Source organism: Endozoicomonas sp. GU-1 (genome assembly GCF_027366395.1).
Lineage (GTDB): Bacteria > Pseudomonadota > Gammaproteobacteria > Pseudomonadales > Endozoicomonadaceae > Endozoicomonas.
Genome location: NZ_CP114771.1, coordinates 4,482,457 through 4,505,372 on the forward strand (window position 1 = coordinate 4,482,457; position 22,916 = coordinate 4,505,372).

Genomic DNA, 22,916 nt, shown 5'->3' on the forward strand with positions numbered 1-22,916 from the left:
GTGGTTTACGGAGTGAGTATTCAATGGCTAAAGAGTACAGTCGTACCCAGCGAGTAGCCGACCAGATTCAGAAAGAACTGGCTCAGCTGATTCAGCTGGAAATGAAAGATCCTCGTCTTGGCATGGTCACGGTCAGTGTGGTCGAAGTGAGCCGGGATCTCGCCTTTGCAGATGTTTATGTCTCGTTTCTTGGGGTGGATGACCAGGAAACAATTGATCAATCCCTGGAGATATTGAGTCAGGCGGCGGGTTTTCTGCGTTCTCAGCTGGCCAGGGCCATCAAGCTGAGGTTTACCCCGCGACTCCGCTTTTACTATGACAACAGTCTGCGGCGCGGGGCTTACCTGTCCTCGCTGATCGATCAGGCAGTTGCCAAAGACGCTAAAGCGGATAAAGGCTCAGAAGAAGGTACCGAGGAGTAAGTCATGGCCAGAAGAGGTCGACGCGCTAATCGTGGCCGTCCGGTGGACGGCATTATTGTGGTTGATAAAGTCTATGGCGCTTCTTCCAACGAGGTGCTCCAGCGGGTGAAGCGGTTGTTTAATGCCGCCAAGGCGGGCCATACCGGCAGCCTTGATCCGCTGGCGACGGGCGTTTTACCCATCTGTCTGGGGGAGGCCACCAAGTTTTCCCAGTATTTGCTGGATTCTGATAAATCCTACCGCACCACCATGAAAATGGGGGTGAGAACCACCACGGGTGATCGTGAGGGTGAGATTGTCGAAGCGCGTCCGGTGACGGTTACCCGTTCTGATGTAGAGGCCATTCTGCAACAGTTCCGGGGTGATGTTGAGCAGGTGCCCAGCATGTTCTCTGCGCTCAAGCACAATGGCAGGCCATTGTACGAATACGCCCGGGAAGGGATTGAAATTGAGCGCCCTTCGCGCACCATTACCATTCATCGTCTGGAGCTGCTGGACTTTGATGGGGAAGAGTGTGTTTTCGAGGTGGATTGTACCAAGGGAACCTATATCCGCACGTTGATTGAAGATATTGGTGAGGCCCTGGGCTGCCTTGGTCATGTTGCTGAGCTGAAGCGCCTCAAGGCAGGCCCTTACACTGAGCATCAGGCGCACTCCCTGGATGAGTTGGCGGCCATGCGGGATGAAGCCCGTGAGTCGGCCCTGGATGTCGACCAGCGTATGGAGTTTGCCGAGCTGTCCGGACTGGCGGAAGAGCTGGGTCGTGACAAGCTGGAACAAGCGCAGTCAGAGCGCCTGAGGGAGTTGTCGAAAATCCGCAATAAGGCCGGTGATCGTGTTATTGATGACCTGTTGCTGCCTCAGGACAGCGCTGTCAGTGACTGGCCGCAGGTCAAACTGGGTGCAACCAGCAGTTATTATGTTTCCCAGGGGAATCCGGTCCAGGTGCCTCAGGCACCGACATCCGGCAATGTCCGCATCTATGGCGTTGCTGAAGGTGTTGAAGGCGTGGTGTTCCTGGGTATTGGCGAAATTACCGATGATGGCCTGGTCGCCCCCAAGCGTCTGGTCAAAGGCTGATTCAGCCGGAAATACGCGATTCCATTTGCCCAACTGCTTATATAGTTTTTTTGGACGCGTTCACAACATAGTGATAGAATTCGTCGCTTGTTTAAATGGCTGGCTGTAAATATGCACGGTCACGCCGGTTATCTGTATTGCATATTATCTGGAGATTGAACAATGGCTTTGACTGCTGAACAGAAAGCTGAAATCCTGAAAAAATTCGCTCGCGCTGAAGGCGACACCGGTTCTCCTGAAGTTCAGGTGGCTCTGCTGACCGCTAACATCGAAGGTCTGCAGGGACACTTCAAGGCGAATCACAAGGATCATCACTCTCGTCGTGGTCTGATTCGCATGGTAAACCAGCGTCGTAACCTGCTGGATTACCTGAAGCGTAAGGATGTTGAACGTTACCGCAGCCTGATCCAGCTTCTGGGTCTGCGTCGCTAATCGTTTGATACAGTCATATTGGGTGGTGGTGTCTTGATATCACCTCCCACAGTCAAGGCACCGCGAGCTGCACTATCTGTGGCTGGCGGTGTTTTGTTATTTGCGGGTTGAGAATGTTGTCAGCCCGGGCATTATCTCTCTGCGGGTTGCGACTGCCGGGCTCTGTTTTCTCTGGTAGTCTTGGACAAGAATTACCCATGCCTGCACTCTGTCTGCATGGGGTGCAATTCAGAGACTTCGATGCAGAGGTCTCTGAATTGCATCCATCTCTATGACAGTGTGGATGCAGGTGGGGTGATATCGTTTGGTAATAAAGGAAAATAACGTGAGTATTGCTCCAAAAGCATTGACAAAGACTTTCCAGTTCGGTGAACACACCGTGACCCTGGAAACTGGACGGGTTGCCCGTCAGGCCACCGGTGCCGTGCTGGCAACCATGGGTGAGCTGCAGGTTCTGGCAACGGTAGTGGGCGCTAAAAGTGCCCGTGATGGTCAGGACTTTTTCCCGTTGTCCGTTCACTATCAGGAAAAGGTGTACGCGGCGGGTAAAATTCCCGGCGGCTTCCTGAAGCGTGAAGGTAAGGCCAGCGAAAAAGAGACGCTGACCTCCCGTCTGATTGACCGTCCCATCCGTCCGCTGTTCCCGAAAGGTTTCATGAACGAAGTTCAGGTGATCATCACGGTAATGTCGGTGGATAAGAAGAACGATCCTGACATTCTGGGCATGATTGCCACGTCTGCGGCCCTGGCGATTTCCGGTATTCCCTTTGCCGGTCCTGTGGGTGCTGCCCGTGTCGGTTTCACTGAAGACGATGGTTACCTTCTCAACCCATCTTTCGAGCAGATGAAAAAGTCTGAGCTGGACATGGTGGTTGCCGGTACCAGCGACGCTGTGCTGATGGTTGAGTCCGAAGCGCAGGAACTGACAGAAGATGAAATGCTGGGTGCGGTTCTGTTTGCCCAGCAGGAGTACCAGGCGGTTATTGCTGCCATTAAAGAGTTTGCGGCAGAAGCTGGTAAGCCAACCTGGGACTGGCAGCCAGAGCCAGAAAAAACGGCAGTGAAAGAAGCCGTTGCTGCTGGCTTTGAGCAGAAAATTCGTGAGGCCTATGGCATCACCATCAAGCAGGAGCGCAGCAACAAGCTGGCGGAACTGCGCGCTGAAGCTGAAGCTGAGCTGGTTGGCGAAGACGAAGGCAAGTTCAGTGCGGATGATGTTCAGACCTACTTCAGCAAACTGGAGAAGTCCGTCGTCCGTGGCAACATTATTAACGGTCAGCCGCGTATCGATGGTCGTGATACCAAAACCGTTCGCCCGATCTCGGTAGAAGTTGGCGTTCTGAAAAAGACCCACGGTTCTGCCCTGTTCACCCGTGGTGAAACTCAGGCTATCGTCACCACAACGCTGGGTACTGCCCGTGATGCACAGTTTGTCGATGCCCTGGAAGGTGAAAGCCGTGACCCGTTCATGCTGCATTACAACTTCCCTCCCTACTCTGTAGGCGAGGCTGGTCGTATGGGTCCTCCGGGACGCCGTGAAATCGGCCATGGTCGTCTTGCCCGTCGTGGTATTCAGGCAGTACTGCCCGGTGAAGAAGAGTTCCCTTATACCATCCGTGTGGTGTCTGAAATTACCGAATCCAATGGTTCCAGCTCCATGGCTTCCGTCTGTGGCTCTTCCCTGGCGCTGATGGATGCCGGTGTGCCTCTGAAGGCACCGGTTGCCGGTATCGCCATGGGTCTGGTTAAGGAAGGTGAGCAGTTTGCAGTCCTGACCGATATTCTGGGGGATGAAGATCACCTGGGTGATATGGACTTTAAAGTGGCCGGAACGGCCCACGGTGTTACGGCGCTGCAGATGGACATCAAGATTGCCGGTATCACTGAAGAGATCATGGATATCGCCCTTGACCAGGCTCTGCATGCGCGTCTGCATATCCTGGCCGAGATGAATAAAGTCATCGCCCGTTCCCGCAGTGAACTGTCGCCAAACGCACCAATGACCATGACCCTGAAGATTGATCAGGACAAGATTCGTGATGTTATTGGTAAGGGTGGTGCCACTATCCGTTCTATCTGTGAAGATACCGGTGCATCGGTTGATATTGCTGACGACGGCACCGTTAAAATTTATGGTGAGACCCGGGAAGCCTGTCAGGCAGCTTATGACCGTGTTTACGGCGTCACTGCTGAAGCGGAAATCGGCAAGATTTACCACGGTACGGTCACTCGCATTGTTGAGTTTGGTGCTTTTGTTAATATCCTGCCAGGTCAGGATGGTCTGGTGCATATTTCCCAAATTGCTGATCATCGGGTTGAGAACGTTGCTGACTACGTCAAGATGGGACAGAAGCTTGAAGTGGTTGTGATGGATCTGGACAGCCGTGGTCGTATTAAGCTGAGCATGAAAGAAGTTGCTCGTATTAAAGAACAGCAGGCGGCAGCGGCTGAATAATCACCGCTTCAAAGAGGCTGGCCTCAGTGCCAGTCTCTCAATATCTGGTTGCACATCAAAATTTTCTGCTACTCCCTGATGGCGTTATTCTGTGACCCGCAAGAAAAATGAGAGTCGCTTTTTTTACTAGCTGACTGTGTTTAACCCACATGGCAGTGGAACCTAATAATCCTCTTGAGGTCAAACTTCGGTATTTATAGTCCAGGCGTGCAGGGCTTTATTCTGAAGGCATCATCAACCAACTCCCATCGAAAGCCTGCTAGAGTTGACCGGCAAGTCAGTTCAAGCGGTACTCCTGACAGCTCCAGAAACAGATTTAACGGTAAAAGAGTCTATCAGACTCATAAAGATACAGCCTCAGCGCTGAATGATGCCAAAGATATTGAGGATGCCTTTTGGCAAAAAAAACTATTGCAAGGACGTCACATCACCCCGGCTGATGTGCTCACGGCTTATAAAAATGATACAACGTCTCTCAGGAGTGCTTTATTCCTTGAGAGGCTTTGCTTAAAGAACATTCTTTATAACAATCAAAAAGTATTCCCGGATCAGGTCATTCAGGAATTCAACCGAAAGCCAAATCAAAATAAGTACAAATTAGCGATAGCGCGCTTCAAATCGCAATGTTGTATAAGGGGGCGGCTGTTGCATGGTCAGCAGGTCACGCCAGATGTGGTGGTAAAAGATTATCAGGCAGCCAAAGCATCACTGGAACTGGCCCGTTTCAAGCAACTCTGTTGCCTGAGGGGTTTGCTATTGAATGGTCACCAGGTCAGACCGGATGCAGTGGTTAAGGATTTTCCGGGTAGTCCCGAAGGCAAAATGGCACTGGCGCGCTTCAAAGCGGAATGTTGCCTGAGGGGCCTGTCACTGAATGGCCAGCAAGTCACTCCCGATGCGGTGATTGAGGCTTATCAGGCAGTCAGTGCATCACTTGAGTTGGCGCGCTTTAAGGCGGCATGTTGCTTTAGGGGGCTACCGTTGAATGGCCAGCAAGTCACACCGGATGCAGTGATTAAGGCTTTCCCGTGTAGCCCGCAAGGCAAGCTGGGGATAGGACGCTTTAAAGTGGAATGTTGCCTGAGGGGGTTGCCATTGAATGGCCGGCCGGTCACATCAGAGGCAGTGGTTAAGGATTATCAGGCAATCAAGGCAACACTGGAGCTGGCCCGCTTTAAATCGGAGTGTTGCCTGAGAGGCCTGCGATTGAATGGCAAGCGGATCTCACCGGATGTGGTGTTTAAGGGTTATCAGGCTGCCAGTGCAACATTGGAACAGGCGCGCTTCAAAGAGGTATGTTGCCTGAAGGGCCTGCTGTTGGAAGGCCAGCAGGTCAAACCTGAGGCGGTCGTTAAGGGTTATCAGGCAGCCAGGGCAGCATTGGATTTGACCCGCTTCAAAGAGCGATGTTGCTTGAACGGCGTGCCGTTAATGGGGCAGCAGGTCACACCCGATGAGGTAGTTAAGGGTTTTGAGGAGGCCAAGGCAGCACTGGAGCTGCCGCGCTTCAAACAGGAATGTTGTCTGAGAGGGCTGTCGTTGAATGGCCAGCCGGTTACACCGGATACGGTGATTAAGGATTTCCCGGACAATTCGAAAGGCAGGCTGGGGATGGCGCGCTTCAAACAGGAATGTTGCCTCAGGGGAGTGGCGTTGAATGGTCGGCCGGTTGAAGCGGATGCAGTGGTTAAGGATTATGAAGGCGGTGGCTGGTTAATGGAAAGGGCTTATTTTTATGTACAGCTGGCATTAACGGCAAGAGAGTTGAACGGTGCCTGTCTGGATAACCGGCAAGTGTTAGAAGTATTTAATGAAGTGCCCGGCGATCATGCTGTAAAGCAAGCCGGGTATCTGATTCAAAAGTTGCAACAACCCAGGCATTATGATGAAAACAATGCAGCTCAGGAGATGCTTCAAGAGGCCTGGCAAATCTTAAGCAACGCATCCCATAAAGACGACGAGCAACAACGACTGCAATGTCAATTGCAATTCATGGCTATGCACTATGGGCTGTCAATTGATCATCAGAGAGTGTCAGCAGAGCAGGTATTGCAATCCATCAAAGGACTGAGAAACTCGTTTCAGAGTTCTCGTATCCATTTCTTCTTCCTGGCGCATTGCTGTATCACAAGGCAGTCGGTTAATGGACGATACGTCCATAAGAATCAGGTGTTGGAGTGTCTTCAACGTTTTTCTGCAGGAAGCAAGATGCGCCACGCTCTGGGCTTCTGGTTTGAACAATACAGCTGTGAAGCCAATGTAATGGATAATATGCTGTTTAAGCGAGAAAATGCTGTTGTCCTTGGTAGTGATAGTCATCAAGAGTGTTCAGCTTGTGTCAGTCAAGCTGAGGCTTCTGTTGCAGTCAGTAGAAAGCACCCCGGATCACCTGAACAGTTTACTGACAACGCCTGGTTTGACTGTTTTTCCACAGATGAAAACGGGTGTTCAGCCCATCTTGACAAAGGAGGCCCACTTCCTTTTCGGGATACTTATTTCAATTCAATAACGCTGAAAACGCTGGAGATTATTCAGGAAATCAATAATTCTTATACCGACCCTCCCATTCTGGTTACCGGTTCATACGCACGCTTTTTACAGAACCTCCACTCATCATTTGATGAGATTGACATTATCTGCACGCAAGAAGCATCTGTCAGAACCCTTTTTGACAAGCTGCAGGCACTGAATACCGACAGTGAGTCAGACATCCCTCAAAGTGTCATCATCTGGTCTATTCCGGAATGTCAGGCGATGAAATTGCCAAAGGCCTACAGTATTGAGCTTAAAGACGGTGATCTGGGGGTAAAGGCAATGGGTTTTCAGGTTTATGTTGACGCCAGAGTAACCGATGGAAAGGCATCACGATTGCCCGTTCTCGTTCCTGGCGTTGAGAAGCCGGTATGGTGTTTGTTGTTTGCCGAAGAAACCAGATTGCTGAACGATACGCTGCAATATCTCACGGATAACCTTGATCAGCTGACAGAGCAATTGCACAAAGGCGCAGCATTCGACCTGCCTCAAACCATTCTGTTTCACAACCCCCAAAACACCGGGGAGCGTATTTATGGTTTGCTGATAAGCTGTCTGCTTATCCTGAATAAAGCCAAACAGTTTATTGCCCTGCACTCTGAAGGAAAACCTGGCTGCCGACCTAGCCAGCTTCAGGAAGAATATCAACGTCTTCATGTGCTGACTGAGCATCTGCAAATGAAATTGACTCACCATGTTTGCCGTCATGATTTTGAACACAGAGTTAACGACTGGTTATCAACAACCCGGCCTGTGAATGAGTGTGAGGTTAAGAGTAGGGAGGCTGTCGAGGAACTGCTTGCGCTGCTGAAGCCTGCATAAGAGTGGGTAGATTCCACTCATTGAGCATTTGTGGTGCAAGCCATAAAAAAAAGCACCGTGTGGTGCTTTTTTTTATGGTTGATGATTACTCATCAAGGAAGCTGCGGAGGTGATCCGAGCGCGTTGGATGACGCAGTTTTCTGAGGGCCTTTGCTTCAATCTGACGAATACGCTCACGGGTAACGTCGAACTGCTTGCCCACTTCTTCCAGCGTGTGGTCGGTATTCATATCGATACCGAAGCGCATTCTCAGTACCTTGGCTTCACGAGCGGTGAGGCCAGCCAGAACCATGCGGGTAGATTCCTTCAGGCCTTCACCGGTTGCCCGGTCGATAGGCGACTGCATGGTGGCATCTTCGATAAAGTCACCCAGGTGCGAATCTTCATCATCACCAATGGGTGTCTCCATGGAGATAGGCTCTTTGGAGATCTTCAGTACCTTACGAATCTTGTCTTCTGGCATATCCATGCGCACAGCCAGTTCGTCCGGTGTGGGTTCCCGGCCCATCTCCTGCAACATCTGTCGTGAGATCCGGTTCAGCTTGTTGATGGTTTCAATCATGTGAACCGGAATACGGATGGTGCGAGCCTGATCTGCGATCGATCGGGTAATCGCCTGACGAATCCACCAGGTGGCATAGGTCGAAAACTTGTAACCACGGCGATATTCGAACTTGTCCACCGCCTTCATCAGACCGATGTTGCCTTCCTGAATCAGGTCAAGGAACTGCAGGCCTCGGTTGGTGTATTTCTTGGCAATAGAAATAACCAGGCGAAGGTTGGCCTCAACCATCTCTTTTTTGGCGCGGCGGGCACGGGCTTCGCCAAGGGACATTTTACGGTTGATGTCTTTTATCTGGACCAGGGAAAGATCAAACTCTTTCTCGATATTGGCCAGCTTTTTCTGGGCGCGAACAATCTCTTCGCGATAGTTCTGCAAAGCATCTATGTAACCGCCGCTGCCAGCGGCCAGTTCATCGATCCAGCCAAGGTTGGTTTCGTTGCCCGGAAATGCCTTAAGGAAGATCTTGCGGGGCATTTTGGATTTGCGAACACACAGCTGCATGACCGCGCGTTCGTTATCACGGATGCGCTCCACGGCATTGCGGATTCGGAACACCAGCATGTCGAAGATGCGTGGAACCAGCTTCAGCGGCATGAAAGCTTCGGCCAGTTCTTCAAGTGCCGCCTGGCTGTTATCACGGCCATGAGTGGCAATAGCCTTGGTGGCTTTTTCCAGGGCATCTCTCAGAAGGGTGAAGCGCTCTCTGGCCTCTTCCGGGTCGAGCCCGCTATCGCCCTCTTCTTCGCTGTCTTCATCATCACCATCGTCGTCATCGTCATCGAGTGAATCGTCGATTTCGATATCGTTATCATCGGTACTGGTGATCTCAGTATCATCGTCGGGATCTATATAGCCACTGATAACGTCAGTGAGGCGGCCTTCTTCTTCGGTAAGGCGGTCATACTCATCGAGGACAATCTGGGCAGAACCGGGGAATTGAGCCAGTGCCGACATGACTTCACGCCAGCCTTCCTCGATGCGCTTGGCAATCTGGATTTCGCCCTCACGGGTTAACAGCTCTACGGTACCCATTTCCCGCATGTACATGCGGACAGGATCAGTGGTTCTTCCTGCTTCCTGTTCGACGGCGGCAAGCGCTGCGGCTGCTTCTTCGGCGGCAGCTTCATCGGTGTCGGCTTCAGCCATGAGCAGGGTATCGGCGTCGGGAGCGGTCTCGTAGACGCTGATACCCATGTCATTGATCATGCGGATAATATCTTCCACCTGATCAGGATCGGAAATATCTTCCGGAAGATGGTCATTAACCTCCGCGTAAGTCAGGTACCCCTGTTCCTTACCACGGGCGATAAGCTCTTTTAATCTGGATTGTTGTTGCGAATTTGCTGACATATCAACCCTTTAACAGCGGATATTGACGAACCGGACAAAAAAACGTAAGCAGGCAATTATAGCTCATAAACTGGGTATAGTACCACAGGGCAGCGGCCCGACTTGGTTGGACGAGGTACCGGAATGCATTCCATGACGCGGGTTACCTTTCCTTGGTGTTTTCAGACCGGGTTTGAATTAGAAATGTGGCCAATAATGCAGTTCCACGGGACACAGTGAAATTCAAGTATACCTAATATTTTTTGTTGTGCAGTTATTTTTTTATGCATGGATTCGAGGAATCGGTTGCAATTGTCTGACCCTACCAAAAAAAAGATTAACTTTCCCCATTTTTTTCGTGGTGGTTGCCGACTGTTTTGTCGGTTGCCTGCTGCTGGGTCATCTGCTCTCTGAACGCTGCCTGATGTTGACGGAACTGCTGGCGAAGTTCTTCGTTAATTTGTCCCGGCTTTTTGTTCTGGAAACTCTGAATAAGTGATTTGTACAGGTTCTTCTGATGGTTTAATCCTGCTTTCCTGCGAATGCTGGCCAGGGTTTCCAGAAACTCATCCCGGTGCGCGGTGGTGCCGTGATCCAGGGCGGCCAGGGCTTGCAGGCGCTGTCCTTTTTCTGTGCCGTACCATTGGGCAATAAGCGTGCTGGCTTTCAGTGACGGCTCTTTTTCAGGATGGTTAACAGGTCGATCAGTAATTGACTGTCACTGTCGTTTTCCAGTTTCAGGTGGTCAAATGGCTCGGAAACTTCCCGGGCAAACTCCGGATTGCATAATAACTGTCTTATGGCATAACCGCAGGTCACCAGTCTGGCTGAGTTGGTCAGATGGCGGGTTGAAGGCCTGCGTGAAATCTCAGGTGTGTTATAGCTTGGGTGCTCTTCTGGTGCGTACTGTCTTTCTTCGTAGTCTGCATCGTAGAAAGGCGCTGGCTCATAATGACCATGATGAACCTGTGCTTCCTGGCCGATGTTGCGGGTTTCCGGCTCTGGTCGGCTTGTGGATAACTCTCTGGTGCGGGCACTTTCCTGAAAGTGAGCTTCCAGGTAGTGTGTATCCAGTCCTGTCCGGTCTGAGAGCTTTTTCACCAGCAACTGACGAAACAAGCCTTCCGGCAGTTTATCAAGATAAGGTTGAGCCAGTTTGGCCAAACGGGCACGACCGTCCATAGTGGTCAGATCCAGCTCTGACTCCAGTTCCCGGAACAGTAAGTTATCCAGGCTGATGGCCTGGCTCTTGATCCGCTCAATAAAGCTTTCGGAGCCTTCCTTGCGAACCATGCTATCCGGATCTTCGCCCTGTGGCAGAAACAGGAAACGGGCCTGACGACCATCCTGCATGTTGGACAGTGTCGATTCCAGTGCACGCCATGCCGCCCGTCGGCCGGCATCATCGCCATCGAAGCAGAAAATGACTTCAGGCACCACTTTGAACAGTCGCTGCATATGGTCAGGGGTAGTGGCTGTGCCAAGGGTTGCCACCGCGTTGGTGATTCCCTGTTGGGCCAGTGCCACCACATCCATATACCCTTCAACCACCAGGATGCGGCTCAGCTTGCGGTTGGCCTGCCGGGCTTCAAACAGCCCGTAAAGCTCTTTGCCTTTGTGGAAAACAGGGGATTCGGCGAGTTAAGGTACTTGGGTTTTTCATCGCCCAGAACACGGCCGCCAAACGCAATGTAGCGACCCCGGCTATCCCGGATAGGGAAAATGATGCGCTCCCGGAAGCGATCATACACCGTATTGCGGTCTTCATTTTTGACCAGCATGCCGGTGGTGATCAGCTGTTGCTCTTTTTCTGGTGAGGTGGCCAGCTCTTTTTTCAGGTTGTCCCAGCCCGGCGGTGCAAAGCCGATGGCAAAGTGCTGGCAGATTTGTGGATCAAGCCCCCGGTTTTTCAGGTAGTGGGATGCCCTTGGGGATTGCTCATGCTGTTTCAGCTGGCGGCTATAGAAGTCCACTGCGCGATCCAGCAAATTGTAGAGTTCGCTGTGGTCCGGGCCCCGTTGCCGGTGCGGGTTTTCTTCCCTGGGGACTTCCAGGCCCAGCTGTCCTGCCAGTGTGTCAACCGCTTCAGGAAAGTCCAGGTGGTCGTGGTCCATAACAAAGCCAACGGCGTTGCCACTGGCTCCGCAGCCAAAGCAGTAGTAGAACTGCTTGTCAGGGCTCACCGTGAAGGATGGGGTCTTTTCTTTATGGAAAGGACAGCAGGCCGAGTAGTTGCGACCGGTTTTTTTCAGCTTAACCCGGTGATCGATCACATCGACGATATCAATGCGGGTAAGGAGGTCATCAATAAAATACTGGGGAATCCGTCCGGCCATGGTGGAGTGTTCGTAAACAAGGAAAGAATTTGATTCGAAGTCTCATTCTATCATTTACTGGGGCGAATGTCGGTATTTATAAGATATGGTTAAAACTTTTGTCTAATGGCTGGCATATTCCAACTGCATTAGTGTTTAAGGGTATATAGGGAAGTTAGTTGATAAGGAGGTCGTTATGTTGGCGAAATTATCTGGTACTCTTTCTTTGTCTTCTTTGTCTTCTTTGTCGTACAATGGTAGTCAACCCGATAGTTCTTCTACTCAAGCAGACTTTCGGTGTCGTAAAGTGGCTACTTCCGATCCTCAGCACATTTACCAGCAAGGTGTAAATAGCGGACACGTTAACCTGGCGATGAGGTGTATTACAAGGGCCGCGGTTAGTAAGACGGCTAAAGTAATGCAAAAGAACCCATCATTACCCGTTAAAGCTGCTGGCTACTTATTGGAGGTTGGGATGAAATTGGGATCAAAACAGATGCTGCCTGTTTTGCAATCACAAATTAACAGCATTAGTGGGTGTTATCAGGTATAGCTATCTACCAGAGAATAATACTAACTCAGGCGCGACTTAATAATTTTGCTGATGGATGACATGTCCGCCCGACCCTGCGCCTGTGGTTTAACAATACTCATCACTTTGCCCATGTCGGCCATGCAGGAGGCACCTGTGCTGTTGATGGCGAGGTCGACCAATTCGATGATTTCAGTTTCTGATAGTGGGGTAGGGAGAAAGTCAGCAAGAACCTCAAGTTCCAGCTTTTCCTGATCAGCAAGATCCGTGCGCCCGGCAGACTCGAACTGTACAATGGCATCGCGACGCTGCTTTACCATTTTGTCCAGTACTGCCAGGGCACGTTGATCGTCTAGTGACTTTTCATCGACTTCAATTCGCTTCAGTTCGGCCAGAGCCAAACGGATAGTACCCAGTCGTGGTTTGTCGCGATTGCGCATGGCATCCTTCATGGCTTCTGTCAGTTGATCCCTGACAATGCAATCACTCATGACACGTTCCTTTTTACCTGACGTTAAGGTTGGTGGGTTCAAAGCTTAATGGTAGTCAACGCGTAAATCACCGGATTGAAGCAACCGACGTTAGAGTCAGTTGATCAATACAGACGCTCACGACGACGCTGCTCGCGCTGCAGTTTTTTAAGATGACGCTTAACAGCAGCAGCGGCCTTGCGCTTGCGAACGGTAGTTGGCTTCTCGTAGTGCTCACGACGACGAACTTCAGCCAGGATACCAGCTTTTTCACAAGAGCGCTTGAAACGGCGCAGGGCTACGTCAAACGGTTCATTCTCTTTAACTTTAACAGCAGGCATGCAGAGATCACCTTCCTTTTAATAACAAATGTTGACCATGAATCCGCCCCGGTCAGTGCGACTGAAGGCTAAAAAATTCACGGCTGGATTACAGCCAATGCTGCGCGAATGCGATAAATCACCTCTGTGATTACCAGTATCGTGCTTTGAAAAGACGAGTCTTTACCCAAAGCAGGACGTTAATACTCACATTAACAAGACAGATTAGTCGCAGTTTTTCAAGGGCGCGAATTTTAAAGCTTATTCAGCAAAAATGCAAAAAACGCCAACTTAACGTATGATTCTTCCCCTTTATGAAATACCCGGATTCGGGAATTTCACTGACTCTTTTTTGCACACATTGTTTCACAGGTTGGTTGAATGATTGTTCTTGGGATAGAAACTTCCTGCGATGAGACCGGCATTGCCCTCTATGACAGCGGGAAAGGTCTGCTGAGCGATGCCCTGTTCAGTCAGATTGATATGCACATCGATTACGGTGGTGTGGTACCTGAACTGGCTTCCAGAGACCATATCCAGAGAGTATTGCCCCTGATTAACCAGGTGCTTGAGCAGGCAGGCATCAGTAAAGATCAGATCGACGCCATCGCCTACACCCGTGGCCCCGGGCTGGTGGGGGCCCTGATGGTGGGAGCCTGTATTGGCAAGGCACTGGCCTGGGCCTGGGGCATTCCATCGGTGGGGGTTCACCATATGGAAGGTCATTTGCTGGCACCCATGCTGGAAGAAACACCCGTAGCGTTTCCATTTGTGGCGCTGCTGGTATCCGGTGGCCACACTCAGCTGGTGCAGGTGGCTGGTATTGGTCGTTACACCCTGCTGGGCGAGTCGGTTGACGATGCCGCCGGAGAAGCTTTTGATAAAGTGGCCGCGATGCTGGGTCTGGATTACCCCGGCGGTCCTGCCATTGCCCGGCTGGCAGAACAGGGGCAGGAAGGGCGTTTTCGTTTCCCACGGCCCATGACCGATCGCCCGGGACTGGATTTCAGCTTCAGTGGCTTGAAAACCTATACCCTTAATACCGTGGCAAAATGCCGTAAAGAAGCGATAGCCAAAGAGCCTACGGATCAGGATCGTGCGGATATTGCCCGTGCCTTTGAACAGGCGGTGGTGGCAACCCTGACCATCAAATGTCGCCGTGCCCTGCAGCAGACCGGTATGCAGCAGCTGATTATTGCCGGAGGCGTCAGTGCCAATCAGTCACTGCGGGCTGCCCTGGAATCCATGGTGGAAAAAGAAGGTGCGGTACTGCGTTATGCCCGCCCACAGTTCTGTACGGATAATGGTGCCATGATCGCTTATGCTGGCTGTCAGCGGCTGCTTGCTGGTCAGAGCGATGGGCCTGAAGTAGTGCCTGTGCCCCGCTGGCCTATGGAAGAGCTGGAGCCGGTTGGCTAGGAGGCACAAAGTTTTGGTTCTGATGTTACCTGTCGAGCAGGTCGCGCCCATCTTCACCTTTGTGCCTCTGTGTCTTTGTGGTTTGATGTTTATTTCCTTTTTTAGCGACAACCTCTTTAGATTTCGTTTTCTGCACCACTGTTTTCATGATTAAAAGAGCGTGAGTGTGACTCCTATGGATAAAGTACGAATAGAAGCCATTGAAACCCGGGCGGTCATCGGTGTTTATGAGTTTGAGCATGAAGCACCGCAGCCATTGGTGCTGGACCTGGAACTGACGACTGATTTTACCCGCGCGTTCACCAGTGACGACCTGCAGGATGCGCTGGATTACGACGCTATTACCCGACAGGTCAGGGCATTTTGTGAGGCCTCCCGGTATCAGCTGATTGAGGCACTGGCTGGCGGTATCATCACTCAGGTGCTGGAACATTATCCGGTGGATAAAGTGGCTGTCACCATTCGCAAGCCGAAGGCTTTGACCAATGCGCTTGCTACTGTCTGGTGTGAGCGAACCCGTACACAGATGATGGGACAGGAATAGCTGGCAGTGACTGTCTATGTGCTGGGTATTGGCTCCAATATTAACGCTGAGTATCAGTGTCGTCAGATGATCGCTGCACTGGAGCAGCGATTTGGTGAGGTCAGGGTCAGTGAGCTGGTCACCACAAAAGCGGTTGGTCTTGAGGCTCCCGATTATATTAACGGGGTGGTTTGCGTTGAGTCAGACATGAGTGCTGAGACATTGCAGCAATGGTGCAAGAGGCTTGAAGAGCAACTGGGCAGGGATCGCGAACAGCACCTTTGTGCTGCGGATATTGACCTTTTGCTGGCGTTGGACTGTTCTGGTGCCCTTGCAATGGACAAGTTGATCAATCAGGTTAAAGAACCCTGGTTTCGGCCCCTGGTAACGGAGCTGTTAAACAGGAATATGATGTCATTTGGTTAACGACCTGATTACCATAAAAAAAGGCCGTCTTGAAAAGACGGCCAGAGTATTCAGGGGTTAGCCTGAAAAAAACATGGCAAATAGCCTGTGCTTATTTACGAACTTGTTGAGTTTTCATCGCCTCCTCTGTGGTCAAACTATGTAATTGATCGAGATCTATCATGCGCACCTCAGGTGTTTGAGCTTGAGGAAAAATGAATGACTCAACCAAGGACCTTTGGTTACTGTATACGGAAGCAGCATCATCGTCGTCACTATGTACAGAAGCATTGTCAAACTGCGGTTCACTACCAATGCCGTGGCGGCGGCCATCACGCTCAGCTATTTTGGTTGCAACGAAGTCACTGTCGGCGAGAAATCTTTCTACCTCTGGCGAGCCATTGCAAATCTCCTCCAGCAACTCACCTTGGCGCTGGGGATTAACTTGCTTTACAGGCTCCACTGTTTCCTCTGTTTTCGCTGTTTCCTTCACTGTTGGCTTTGTTCGCTGCAATTGCTCAAGCCTCTGGTCACAGAACAGCCTTAATTCGCTGATCTTCTGTTCTCGTTCCATATGCTTGAAAAATTCTCTGGCCATGACAACACGGCTTTTGCCATCGTCAGCCTCTGACTCTGAACTGTTTGCAGAGAATTCGAAGACATCATCATCGACTGTAGGAGCTCTTGGTTTGCGGCTTTTTGCGTCCATTAGCTCATTGTGAGCATGCACATTTTCCTCGGTCAGAGCGAAGAGTTTTTCTCCAATCGCGGCTGCCAGGCTGGCAGCTTGTTCCGGTGTTGGTTCAAAAGAAGCTTTGGGTTTAATGACAACAGGAACTTCGGGTTCAACAACAGGAACTTTGGGTTCAACAACAGGAGCTTCCGGTTGGCTGGCCAGTGCGCTGTTTTTGACAATGGTTTGGGACTTATCGTAGCCCTCATGCCTGCCATCAACGTCACTGTACTTAACCACCCAGTGGTTGCTGAGTCGGCCAGGTGCCTCTTCCCATTTGACCTTGCCATCACTGTCTTTCAGGACTTGGCCATTTTCATCTCTCTGGGCAACATAGCCTTGATATGGAGCCTGGCGCATCTTGCTCCACTTCATGCCTTCCTGATTCTGGTAATCCGGGGCAGACACTCTTCCGTTGTAAGCCAGGGTCAGCTTCCTGTCAGGCGTGGGGATGATCACATCGTTCACCTGGGCGTACATGGTTTTGTCGACACCAGTGACATTGCCGCCGGCATCTCTGGTGAAGATATCCAGGACGTTACCCTTGGCATCTTTGTAAACCCAGTTTTTCAAACGCCCAATGTCCAGCCTGTCGCGTTTGTCTGATACCCTTTTATCGAAATCAGGATCTTGAGGGTCACGAACAAGTGCACCGTTTTTCCAGTCATCAATGTCTTGTGTACGGTGTTCCTGAAGGTTCGGGCACATCTGGCTCAGGTATTCAAGCTCTTGTTGGATCGAGGTCTTCTCGCACTCTTTGGCATAGATTGCCAGGTGGCGCTTGTTGATATCGATATCCTTTTGCCGATTGCTGATGAGCTCATTTAATGACTTAACCGAAGACTGGTGTCCGCCTGCTTCTGCCTTCTTCAGATCTTTGCGCACTTCTCCAAGCGAGGATTCTAACTGTTTAACCCATGCCTGCACTTCCGCTTTATAGGCTTCAGGATTCGACTCTTTTTTGATGAGCTTTTTGGTATCCCCGTTGTTCGGGTAGGCCGCATCAAAATCAGCCATCATTGTTGCCACGTCTTTTTCAAGCGTTTGTACTGCTGCGTGAAGCTTGGCGTGATATTGTTCTCTGACCAGCTTGAATGCTGCGATCACGTTCTCGTCAGTGCATTTAAATACAGGACGTTTGGGAGACTCGCCAGGGTGAACAGGCGCTTTTTGATCAAGTGCTTTACCTTTCTTCGTCGCTTTCTGTTTGGCTTTCTGGTATTTTGCATCGTCCTTGATGAAGGCTGCCAATAACTGTTCGTAAGCTGCCATTTCTTTGTTGTAATTGTACATGGCGGTGGCCAGCGCAGGGTCGTTACCCAGTCTCATGGCTACTGATGCATGGTCAGCATCCAGTAAATGATCTACAACCTTACCGCCCGGGGTCTTCTCTTTAACCGTCACGGTTGCCCGACTATTTTCATTAGCCACCGTCAGGGTCCGGGTCGGGGTATAGTAGTACTTTTCACCGGTTTTTGGATCTTCGTGGAGTACTTTTTCTTTGTGCAGCTTCAGCTTCTCATCCGCCAGTTGCTTATTGAACAAGTGGTTGGCTTCAGCGCGAGCTTTTTGACAGTTTACCTTGTCTTGAACTTCCTTGTCGGTAACACCGTAGTGCTCGGCCAGCCTTGCGCAATGCGCTTCCTCGCGAAGTGTGTTGTGACGTTGCTTGGCCTCTCTCATGCAGAGCTTGTCAAATGCCTGATTTTTTTCCTGCTTGAGAGCATCCTCAGCCTGCTGTGCAGCGGTTTTCTGCTCCAGCTTTCTGGCATTATACTTGGCCGGATGGAATACATAGAGTAGCCCTTCGTAAGCAGGGATAATCACGTAATCTTGCAGAGGTTTGGTAACAAATTTAACCGCGTTAAAGAGGAGCTTAAATGGGGCGGCAAGGTATGAGCCCACGACTTTCAACTTCTCAATTACACGCTCACCCAGGCTGGGCTTGTGAATGACAGTAATTGGCTGATCTTTAATCTCAGACGTTTTCTCAGATTTTTTCTCAGCGGTTTTTTCAGCGGTTTTTTCAGCAGTTTTCGCTGGCTTATCAGCAGTTTTTGCTGGATTTTCAGCAGTTTTTTCAGCAGTTTTTTCAGCAGTTTTCGCTGGGTTTTCAGCGACTTTGCCATCTGCGGTTTTTTTCTACCGGGGTCGTCTTGGCAGGTTTCACCGGAGCAGGCTCTGTCTGGACAGATTTCTGCGCAGACCCTGCCGGTGTGCCACCTATGGCAGCGATGCCTTGTTTAATTCTGTCAGTCAGCTGTAAAGTTCGTGGCTGCCGCTGCGACGTTTGGGTTTGCTTGTCTACCCGGGTTGTTGTGGATGTTGCCACAGGCTGGGCATTAATAACCGGAGACGGTTTGACGCCCGGTGGAGGCGGCGGTACCGGTGGGTTGTGAGCCGTAGTTACCTGTGATGTTCCAACTAGACCTGTGTTTGCCATGGTTTATGTCCTTATTCAGTTTGTATGATTAATTACATCAATAAAGTATTGACTGAACATTTGGACACTTTATTTGGAGTTTTGTTCCAGTTTAATACTAATTAATGAAGTGTCAGTAACCAGAATGTGTTTTGGAATGCGTTAAGAGATTGAAATTACTATCAATAGCTCATAACGCTGTATCATAGATTGTTGGGGCCTTAATCGCTGATTTCATTCGTTAAGAAGTATTTTTGATTGAATTTGCTGAAGCCGCTTCTGTCTTAATGCTTCGCCGAGGGCTTTTCCTGTGATGTTTTCAGTCATCAAATCTCTGGCTTTAATGGATAAACAGCCAGTCAATAGTTCAATGATCTGGCTTTTTTTCAATTTAACTATTGCGAAGCTGTAGGAAAGAATCGTCATCAGGCTGATAAAGCGTTCAGGGCGGCGCAGGGCATCGGTGGCTTCAAACAGGGACATCAGGGACTCTGCATCGTTGCGGTCAATAACCGACGTAACGCTCTGGGCGTGCTCTGTGACCAGAAGGGCCATATCGGCATATTCTGAAGGTAATCGCAATCTGGATGAAACACCCTGAACCGTCAGTATGCCATTGGTTATTTCCGCTTCGGCCTGAGGCAGCAGAGGCGAGAACAGGCAGCCAAACCGGATCAGTGCAGTGTTGTTGTCCCGGGCAGCCATGTTGAGGTGCAATAAGGTCTGGTTATGGATCAGGGATCGGAACTCGGGCAATACGGCCTGAAGAGCACCGCAGCTTTCCAGCGTTTGAAAGTAGACCGAAGGACTGGGTTCCATCAAGGCTCTGGAAGTTTCTTGCCATACTCTTTCGTATACCAGGTGGGATGCTTCGCCGTTATTCACCATGTTGCTCATTAATTCCAGCGTCTCTTCTGCCACCTGAAAGCCAAGGGGGGCAAGTCTTGCGGCGAATCGGGCAACCCTGAGGATTCTAAGAGGATCTTCCTGAAAAGCAGGCGATATGTGGCGAAGTCGACGGTTTTTCAGGTCTTCCTGACCTCCGTATGGGTCAATAATGTTCCCGTGCTGGTCCTCTGCCATGGCATTAATGGTCAAATCCCGTCTCAGTAAGTCTTCCTCCAGGGATATATCAACGGATGTGTGAAAGCTGAAACCCGCATAACCATGCCCGGTTTTGCGTTCCGTTCGGGCCAGTGCGTATTCCTCTTTGGTTTGCGGGTGAAGGAAAACCGGGAAATCCCGGCCAACCGGCTGATAACCCAGATCCTTCATCTGCCCGGGCGTTGCACCAACGACAACCCAGTCATTGTCCTTGACAGGCAAACCCAGTAATTGATCTCTGATCGCACCACCTACCCGATAGACTTGCATAAACGAGGACTATTCCAGATATAAAAGTAATAATTGTTTATAGCAAAATGGTGTGTTTTTTTCTCTTTTTAAAATTTTATTTGGGGGGAAGGTTATGAGTGGTCATCAATGGGTTAATGAAGCCATCAGCAAAATTGAGGCGGATTTCCAGCGCAGTGCAGATACACATCTGATACGGCTGGAATTACCGGGAATCAACGGTGTCGAGGTGTATCTGAAAGACGAAAGCACGCACCCGACGGGCAGCCTCAAGCACCGTCTGGCCCGATCTTTATTTCTTTATGCCATCTGTAATGGTTGGGTTGATGAGAATACCACCATTATTGAGTCCTCTTCAGGAAGTACAGCCGTTTCTGAAGCCTACTTTGCCCGGCTGCTGGGCTTGCCATTTATCGCCGTAATGCCCAGATCGACCTCCATGCACAAGATACAACAGATCAGGTTTTACGGTGGTCAGTGCCACCTGGTCAATTGCTCCAGTGAGATTTATGCCGAATCCCACCGGTTGGCCAGGGAGCTGAATGGACACTATATGGACCAGTTTACTTATGCCGAGAGGGCAACAGACTGGCGGGGTAACAACAATATTGCTGATTCCATTTTTCGACAGATGCGGGCTGAAAAATACCCGGTGCCCAGCTGGATTGTCATGAGCCCGGGAACCGGAGGAACATCGGCCACCATTGGACGCTACATTCGATACCAAAAGCTGAATACCCGGTTATGTGTTGTGGACCCCGATCACTCTGTGTTCATGGACTACTACGCCAGTGGCGACTCAAGCCTGACGATTGACCAGGGCTCTCGTATAGAGGGTATTGGGCGGCCGAGAGTCGAACCATCATTTATTCCTGGTGTGATTGACGACATGCGTCGAGTGCCTGATGTGGCCGCTATTGCAACCATTCACTGGCTGGAAAGGATACTGGGTCGCAAGGCTGGCCCGAGTACCGGGACTAATTTATACGGTGCCTTGCAAATTGCTGCACAGATGGAGTCCGATGGTCAGGAAGGATCCATCGTTACCCTGTTGTGCGATCCGGGTGATCGTTATCTGGATACCTGTTATAACCCTGACTGGGTTGCTGCCCAGTTTGGGGATATACAGCCATGGATAGACGATTTGTGCCTTTTGTATGGCAAATAATACCAACCTTCCCAGGCTGCCTTCAAAAGAAAACGGCCGCAGATGCGACCGTTGAGAGTTAAACGTCAGAAGATTAAACGTCGGTACCTGGCTGCCCGAGTGGTCCGTATTGATTCTCCAATCCCCTGGCTTGAGCTCTTAAGGCTTCACGAGCACCTTCAATAGCACCTTGTTTGGCCATTTTAAATACCTCCTGGCCCAGGGCATCCTGAAGTGAGGGAGGCAGTCCGGATTGTTGGCCCGTTTGTTGAGTTCTGGATTGCTCACTAGTCCTGACCTCATTCGTTTGTTGGCTGGGCAATTCTTCAGTTAACTGTTTCTGTATTTCCGGTTTTGAAGAAGATTTAAGGTACGCTTCGCATTTATTTGCTTCCTTACTGTGCATAGCTGCTTGCTCGCGATGGTAACTAAGATCCCTGAGGGCATCGTCGTCCAGCTGATCCCTTGTAGGTCCCTGCTGGCCATAATGAGAAGCAACTTCACCCACTAAGCTACGCATATGTTGAATATCGCTGTCGACTCTCTGCTCAAGAACTGAACGTTGAGGTGTTGGAGCAGACTCTTTGCTGTCAGGAGGAACGGAGCGGCTATCAAATTGAGTATGTTGAGTTGACCCGGGTACCTGAGGATGCGCCCCATAAGCTGGAGTCTGCACATTCCCGGGAGTTGCAGGTGTGTGTGTGGGAGCCGGGGTATATGGCGGCATTGCCGAACGGTGTGGGTCTTGTTGATGGCCTGTATGGGGTGATTGACTGCTCACTGGCTGATGGGCAGCGGGTGCAGGCGCGGGCGCAGGCGGTGCTGCAGATTGTTTCGCTCCCTGGTCAGGAGCCTTTTCCGGCGCTTTCTGCTCAGCACTCTTTTCCGAGTCAGCCGTTTTTTCCTTTTCAGCAGTTTTTCCTTTTTCAACATCTTGCTCTGATGTTTTTGATTCAGGTGCCCCTCCTGCATTCCTCGTATTGTTTAAGAAATTACCCAAATTCAAGCGTTCAAGAAGGGTTTTACCGCCAGCTGATTTTTGTTCACCTTCGGCAGCTTTCTTTTCACCTTCGGCAGCTTTCTTTTCACCTTCAGCCGCTTTCTGCTCGCCGTTAGTTTTAGCCTCTTCCGGAGTTGCAGGGGCTGTTTCTGCGGCAGTTGGCGCTCCCGCTGGAGGTTGAGGTGTCATGTAACTGGTAGCAGGGTGCTGTGCAACAGAGCTGAAGGGGGGCTGCTGATAGGGCTGGGCTGGAGCGCCTGTTCCGGAACCTTGGAGTTGAGGTGCCGGATTATGTGTGCCGACATTATGCCCACCATAGTTGCCAGTCGGCCCGGATGGCTGTCCGGTCTGAAGCCCACCCGCTGCCGGTGGAGTGTAGATTTGTTGTGTGACCGATGGTGATAATGGGGTCGCCATTATTTAATCCTTGTTAAATTGATGGAGAAGTTGGGGGTTAAAAATTATGCAGATCTCATTTTGCCGATATGGCGACAATATTCGACAAGTGGAAGTGTTATTGGTTCTATATCAATTAGTAATTATTTTTTTATAAAGATATACACTTTTTGGTGAACTAGCGTAGGGTTTTATCAGTCTACAAAATGAGAATACATCCATGATTGATTCCGTGTGACCATTT

General features: G+C 50.5%; 20 protein-coding genes. 10 read left to right on the forward strand and 10 right to left on the reverse strand.

Features of this window, described 5'->3' with window-relative positions; translation table 11 throughout:
- Positions 1-23 precede the first annotated feature (23 nt).
- The 3 genes from rbfA to rpsO all read left to right on the forward strand — a co-directional run bounded on the left by rbfA (position 24) and on the right by rpsO (position 1,934).
- A complete protein-coding gene (gene rbfA, locus O3276_RS18535) occupies positions 24-422 on the forward strand; it encodes a 30S ribosome-binding factor RbfA (protein ID WP_269672644.1) in 399 nt (132 codons plus the stop codon).
- Between the two features lie 3 nt (positions 423-425).
- Entirely contained in the window at positions 426-1,502 is a 1,077-nt protein-coding gene (truB, locus tag O3276_RS18540; protein ID WP_269672645.1) for a tRNA pseudouridine(55) synthase TruB, read from the forward strand.
- Positions 1,503-1,664: 162 nt separating this feature from the next.
- Positions 1,665-1,934 carry a 30S ribosomal protein S15 gene (rpsO, locus tag O3276_RS18545; protein WP_269672646.1) on the forward strand — a complete coding sequence of 90 codons (270 nt, stop codon included), beginning with the start codon at positions 1,665-1,667 and terminating at the stop codon, positions 1,932-1,934.
- A gap of 52 nt (positions 1,935-1,986) precedes the next feature.
- Here the strand turns inward: rpsO and O3276_RS18550 are convergent, their stop codons facing one another.
- Positions 1,987-2,133 (reverse strand): hypothetical protein, encoded by a 147-nt coding sequence (locus O3276_RS18550; protein ID WP_269672648.1) that lies wholly within the window; start codon positions 2,131-2,133, stop codon positions 1,987-1,989.
- A 126-nt stretch (positions 2,134-2,259) separates the two neighbouring features.
- Between O3276_RS18550 and pnp the strand changes: the two genes are divergently transcribed.
- Positions 2,260-4,389: a polyribonucleotide nucleotidyltransferase gene (gene pnp / locus O3276_RS18555; protein ID WP_269672649.1), complete on the forward strand. Its 2,130-nt coding sequence runs from the start codon at positions 2,260-2,262 to the stop codon at positions 4,387-4,389.
- Between the two features lie 207 nt (positions 4,390-4,596).
- Positions 4,597-7,743: a hypothetical protein gene (locus tag O3276_RS18560; RefSeq protein ID WP_269672650.1), complete on the forward strand. Its 3,147-nt coding sequence runs from the start codon at positions 4,597-4,599 to the stop codon at positions 7,741-7,743.
- Positions 7,744-7,828: 85 nt separating this feature from the next.
- Here the strand turns inward: O3276_RS18560 and rpoD are convergent, their stop codons facing one another.
- The 3 genes from rpoD to dnaG all read right to left on the reverse strand — a co-directional run bounded on the left by rpoD (position 7,829) and on the right by dnaG (position 11,973).
- Positions 7,829-9,658, reverse strand: a complete 1,830-nt coding sequence (rpoD, locus tag O3276_RS18565) for an RNA polymerase sigma factor RpoD (protein ID WP_269672651.1) — start codon at positions 9,656-9,658, stop codon at positions 7,829-7,831.
- A 645-nt stretch (positions 9,659-10,303) separates the two neighbouring features.
- A complete protein-coding gene (locus tag O3276_RS25535; protein WP_332328133.1) occupies positions 10,304-11,188 on the reverse strand; it encodes a toprim domain-containing protein in 885 nt (294 codons plus the stop codon).
- Positions 11,189-11,199: 11 nt separating this feature from the next.
- Complete coding sequence (dnaG, locus tag O3276_RS25540) at positions 11,200-11,973, reverse strand: DNA primase (RefSeq protein ID WP_332328134.1); 774 nt, start codon at positions 11,971-11,973, stop codon at positions 11,200-11,202.
- 175 nt (positions 11,974-12,148) lie between these two features.
- Here dnaG and O3276_RS18575 point away from each other — a divergent pair, with 175 nt between their 5' ends.
- On the forward strand, positions 12,149-12,505 hold the full coding sequence (locus tag O3276_RS18575) for a hypothetical protein (protein ID WP_269672652.1): 357 nt from the start codon (positions 12,149-12,151) through the stop codon (positions 12,503-12,505).
- Positions 12,506-12,525: 20 nt separating this feature from the next.
- On the opposite strand, the gene O3276_RS18580 is transcribed toward O3276_RS18575, so the two are convergent.
- Positions 12,526-12,975, reverse strand: a complete 450-nt coding sequence (locus O3276_RS18580) for a GatB/YqeY domain-containing protein (RefSeq protein ID WP_269672653.1) — start codon at positions 12,973-12,975, stop codon at positions 12,526-12,528.
- Between the two features lie 104 nt (positions 12,976-13,079).
- Entirely contained in the window at positions 13,080-13,295 is a 216-nt protein-coding gene (rpsU, locus tag O3276_RS18585) for a 30S ribosomal protein S21 (RefSeq protein WP_020582360.1), read from the reverse strand.
- Positions 13,296-13,655: 360 nt separating this feature from the next.
- On the opposite strand from rpsU, the gene tsaD reads away from it, so the two are divergent.
- From tsaD to O3276_RS18600, 3 genes are all read left to right on the forward strand, one after another.
- Entirely contained in the window at positions 13,656-14,693 is a 1,038-nt protein-coding gene (gene tsaD, locus O3276_RS18590) for a tRNA (adenosine(37)-N6)-threonylcarbamoyltransferase complex transferase subunit TsaD (protein ID WP_269672654.1), read from the forward strand.
- Positions 14,694-14,868: 175 nt separating this feature from the next.
- Positions 14,869-15,237 (forward strand): dihydroneopterin aldolase, encoded by a 369-nt coding sequence (gene folB / locus O3276_RS18595; RefSeq protein ID WP_101746591.1) that lies wholly within the window; start codon positions 14,869-14,871, stop codon positions 15,235-15,237.
- 6 nt (positions 15,238-15,243) lie between these two features.
- On the forward strand, positions 15,244-15,642 hold the full coding sequence (locus O3276_RS18600) for a 2-amino-4-hydroxy-6-hydroxymethyldihydropteridine diphosphokinase (RefSeq protein ID WP_269672655.1): 399 nt from the start codon (positions 15,244-15,246) through the stop codon (positions 15,640-15,642).
- 91 nt (positions 15,643-15,733) lie between these two features.
- Here O3276_RS18600 and O3276_RS18605 read toward each other — a convergent pair whose 3' ends face one another.
- From O3276_RS18605 to O3276_RS18615, 3 genes are all read right to left on the reverse strand, one after another.
- Positions 15,734-18,181, reverse strand: a complete 2,448-nt coding sequence (locus O3276_RS18605) for a hypothetical protein (protein ID WP_269672656.1) — start codon at positions 18,179-18,181, stop codon at positions 15,734-15,736.
- A gap of 95 nt (positions 18,182-18,276) precedes the next feature.
- Positions 18,277-18,483, reverse strand: coding sequence for a hypothetical protein (locus O3276_RS18610; RefSeq protein ID WP_269672657.1), 207 nt, complete (start codon positions 18,481-18,483; stop codon positions 18,277-18,279).
- Between the two features lie 527 nt (positions 18,484-19,010).
- Positions 19,011-20,150 (reverse strand): tRNA nucleotidyltransferase/poly(A) polymerase-related protein, encoded by a 1,140-nt coding sequence (locus O3276_RS18615; RefSeq protein ID WP_269672658.1) that lies wholly within the window; start codon positions 20,148-20,150, stop codon positions 19,011-19,013.
- Positions 20,151-20,244: 94 nt separating this feature from the next.
- Between O3276_RS18615 and O3276_RS18620 the strand changes: the two genes are divergently transcribed.
- Entirely contained in the window at positions 20,245-21,297 is a 1,053-nt protein-coding gene (locus tag O3276_RS18620) for a PLP-dependent cysteine synthase family protein (protein ID WP_269672659.1), read from the forward strand.
- A 73-nt stretch (positions 21,298-21,370) separates the two neighbouring features.
- Here O3276_RS18620 and O3276_RS18625 read toward each other — a convergent pair whose 3' ends face one another.
- The gene (locus O3276_RS18625; protein ID WP_269672660.1) at positions 21,371-22,693 is read right to left on the reverse strand and encodes a hypothetical protein; all 1,323 of its coding nucleotides are present in this window, start codon (positions 22,691-22,693) and stop codon (positions 21,371-21,373) included.
- Positions 22,694-22,916 lie beyond the last annotated feature (223 nt).

What these genes read in the sequence shown, in the direction of transcription:
- O3276_RS18620 (WP_269672659.1), top strand. Translation starts at nt 20,245, where the DNA reads ATGAGTGGTCATCAATGGGTTAATGAAGCCATCAGCAAAATTGAGGCG.
- rpoD (WP_269672651.1), bottom strand. Translation starts at nt 9,658, where the DNA reads ATGTCAGCAAATTCGCAACAACAATCCAGATTAAAAGAGCTTATCGCC.
- O3276_RS18625 (WP_269672660.1), bottom strand. Translation starts at nt 22,693, where the DNA reads ATGGCGACCCCATTATCACCATCGGTCACACAACAAATCTACACTCCA.
- rpsU (WP_020582360.1), bottom strand. Translation starts at nt 13,295, where the DNA reads ATGCCTGCTGTTAAAGTTAAAGAGAATGAACCGTTTGACGTAGCCCTG.
- O3276_RS18575 (WP_269672652.1), top strand. Translation starts at nt 12,149, where the DNA reads ATGTTGGCGAAATTATCTGGTACTCTTTCTTTGTCTTCTTTGTCTTCT.
- O3276_RS18550 (WP_269672648.1), bottom strand. Translation starts at nt 2,133, where the DNA reads ATGGGTAATTCTTGTCCAAGACTACCAGAGAAAACAGAGCCCGGCAGT.
- dnaG (WP_332328134.1), bottom strand. Translation starts at nt 11,973, where the DNA reads ATGGCCGGACGGATTCCCCAGTATTTTATTGATGACCTCCTTACCCGC.
- folB (WP_101746591.1), top strand. Translation starts at nt 14,869, where the DNA reads ATGGATAAAGTACGAATAGAAGCCATTGAAACCCGGGCGGTCATCGGT.
- truB (WP_269672645.1), top strand. Translation starts at nt 426, where the DNA reads ATGGCCAGAAGAGGTCGACGCGCTAATCGTGGCCGTCCGGTGGACGGC.
- rbfA (WP_269672644.1), top strand. Translation starts at nt 24, where the DNA reads ATGGCTAAAGAGTACAGTCGTACCCAGCGAGTAGCCGACCAGATTCAG.
- O3276_RS18580 (WP_269672653.1), bottom strand. Translation starts at nt 12,975, where the DNA reads ATGAGTGATTGCATTGTCAGGGATCAACTGACAGAAGCCATGAAGGAT.
- tsaD (WP_269672654.1), top strand. Translation starts at nt 13,656, where the DNA reads ATGATTGTTCTTGGGATAGAAACTTCCTGCGATGAGACCGGCATTGCC.
- O3276_RS18610 (WP_269672657.1), bottom strand. Translation starts at nt 18,483, where the DNA reads ATGGCAAAGTCGCTGAAAACCCAGCGAAAACTGCTGAAAAAACTGCTG.
- rpsO (WP_269672646.1), top strand. Translation starts at nt 1,665, where the DNA reads ATGGCTTTGACTGCTGAACAGAAAGCTGAAATCCTGAAAAAATTCGCT.
- O3276_RS18615 (WP_269672658.1), bottom strand. Translation starts at nt 20,150, where the DNA reads ATGCAAGTCTATCGGGTAGGTGGTGCGATCAGAGATCAATTACTGGGT.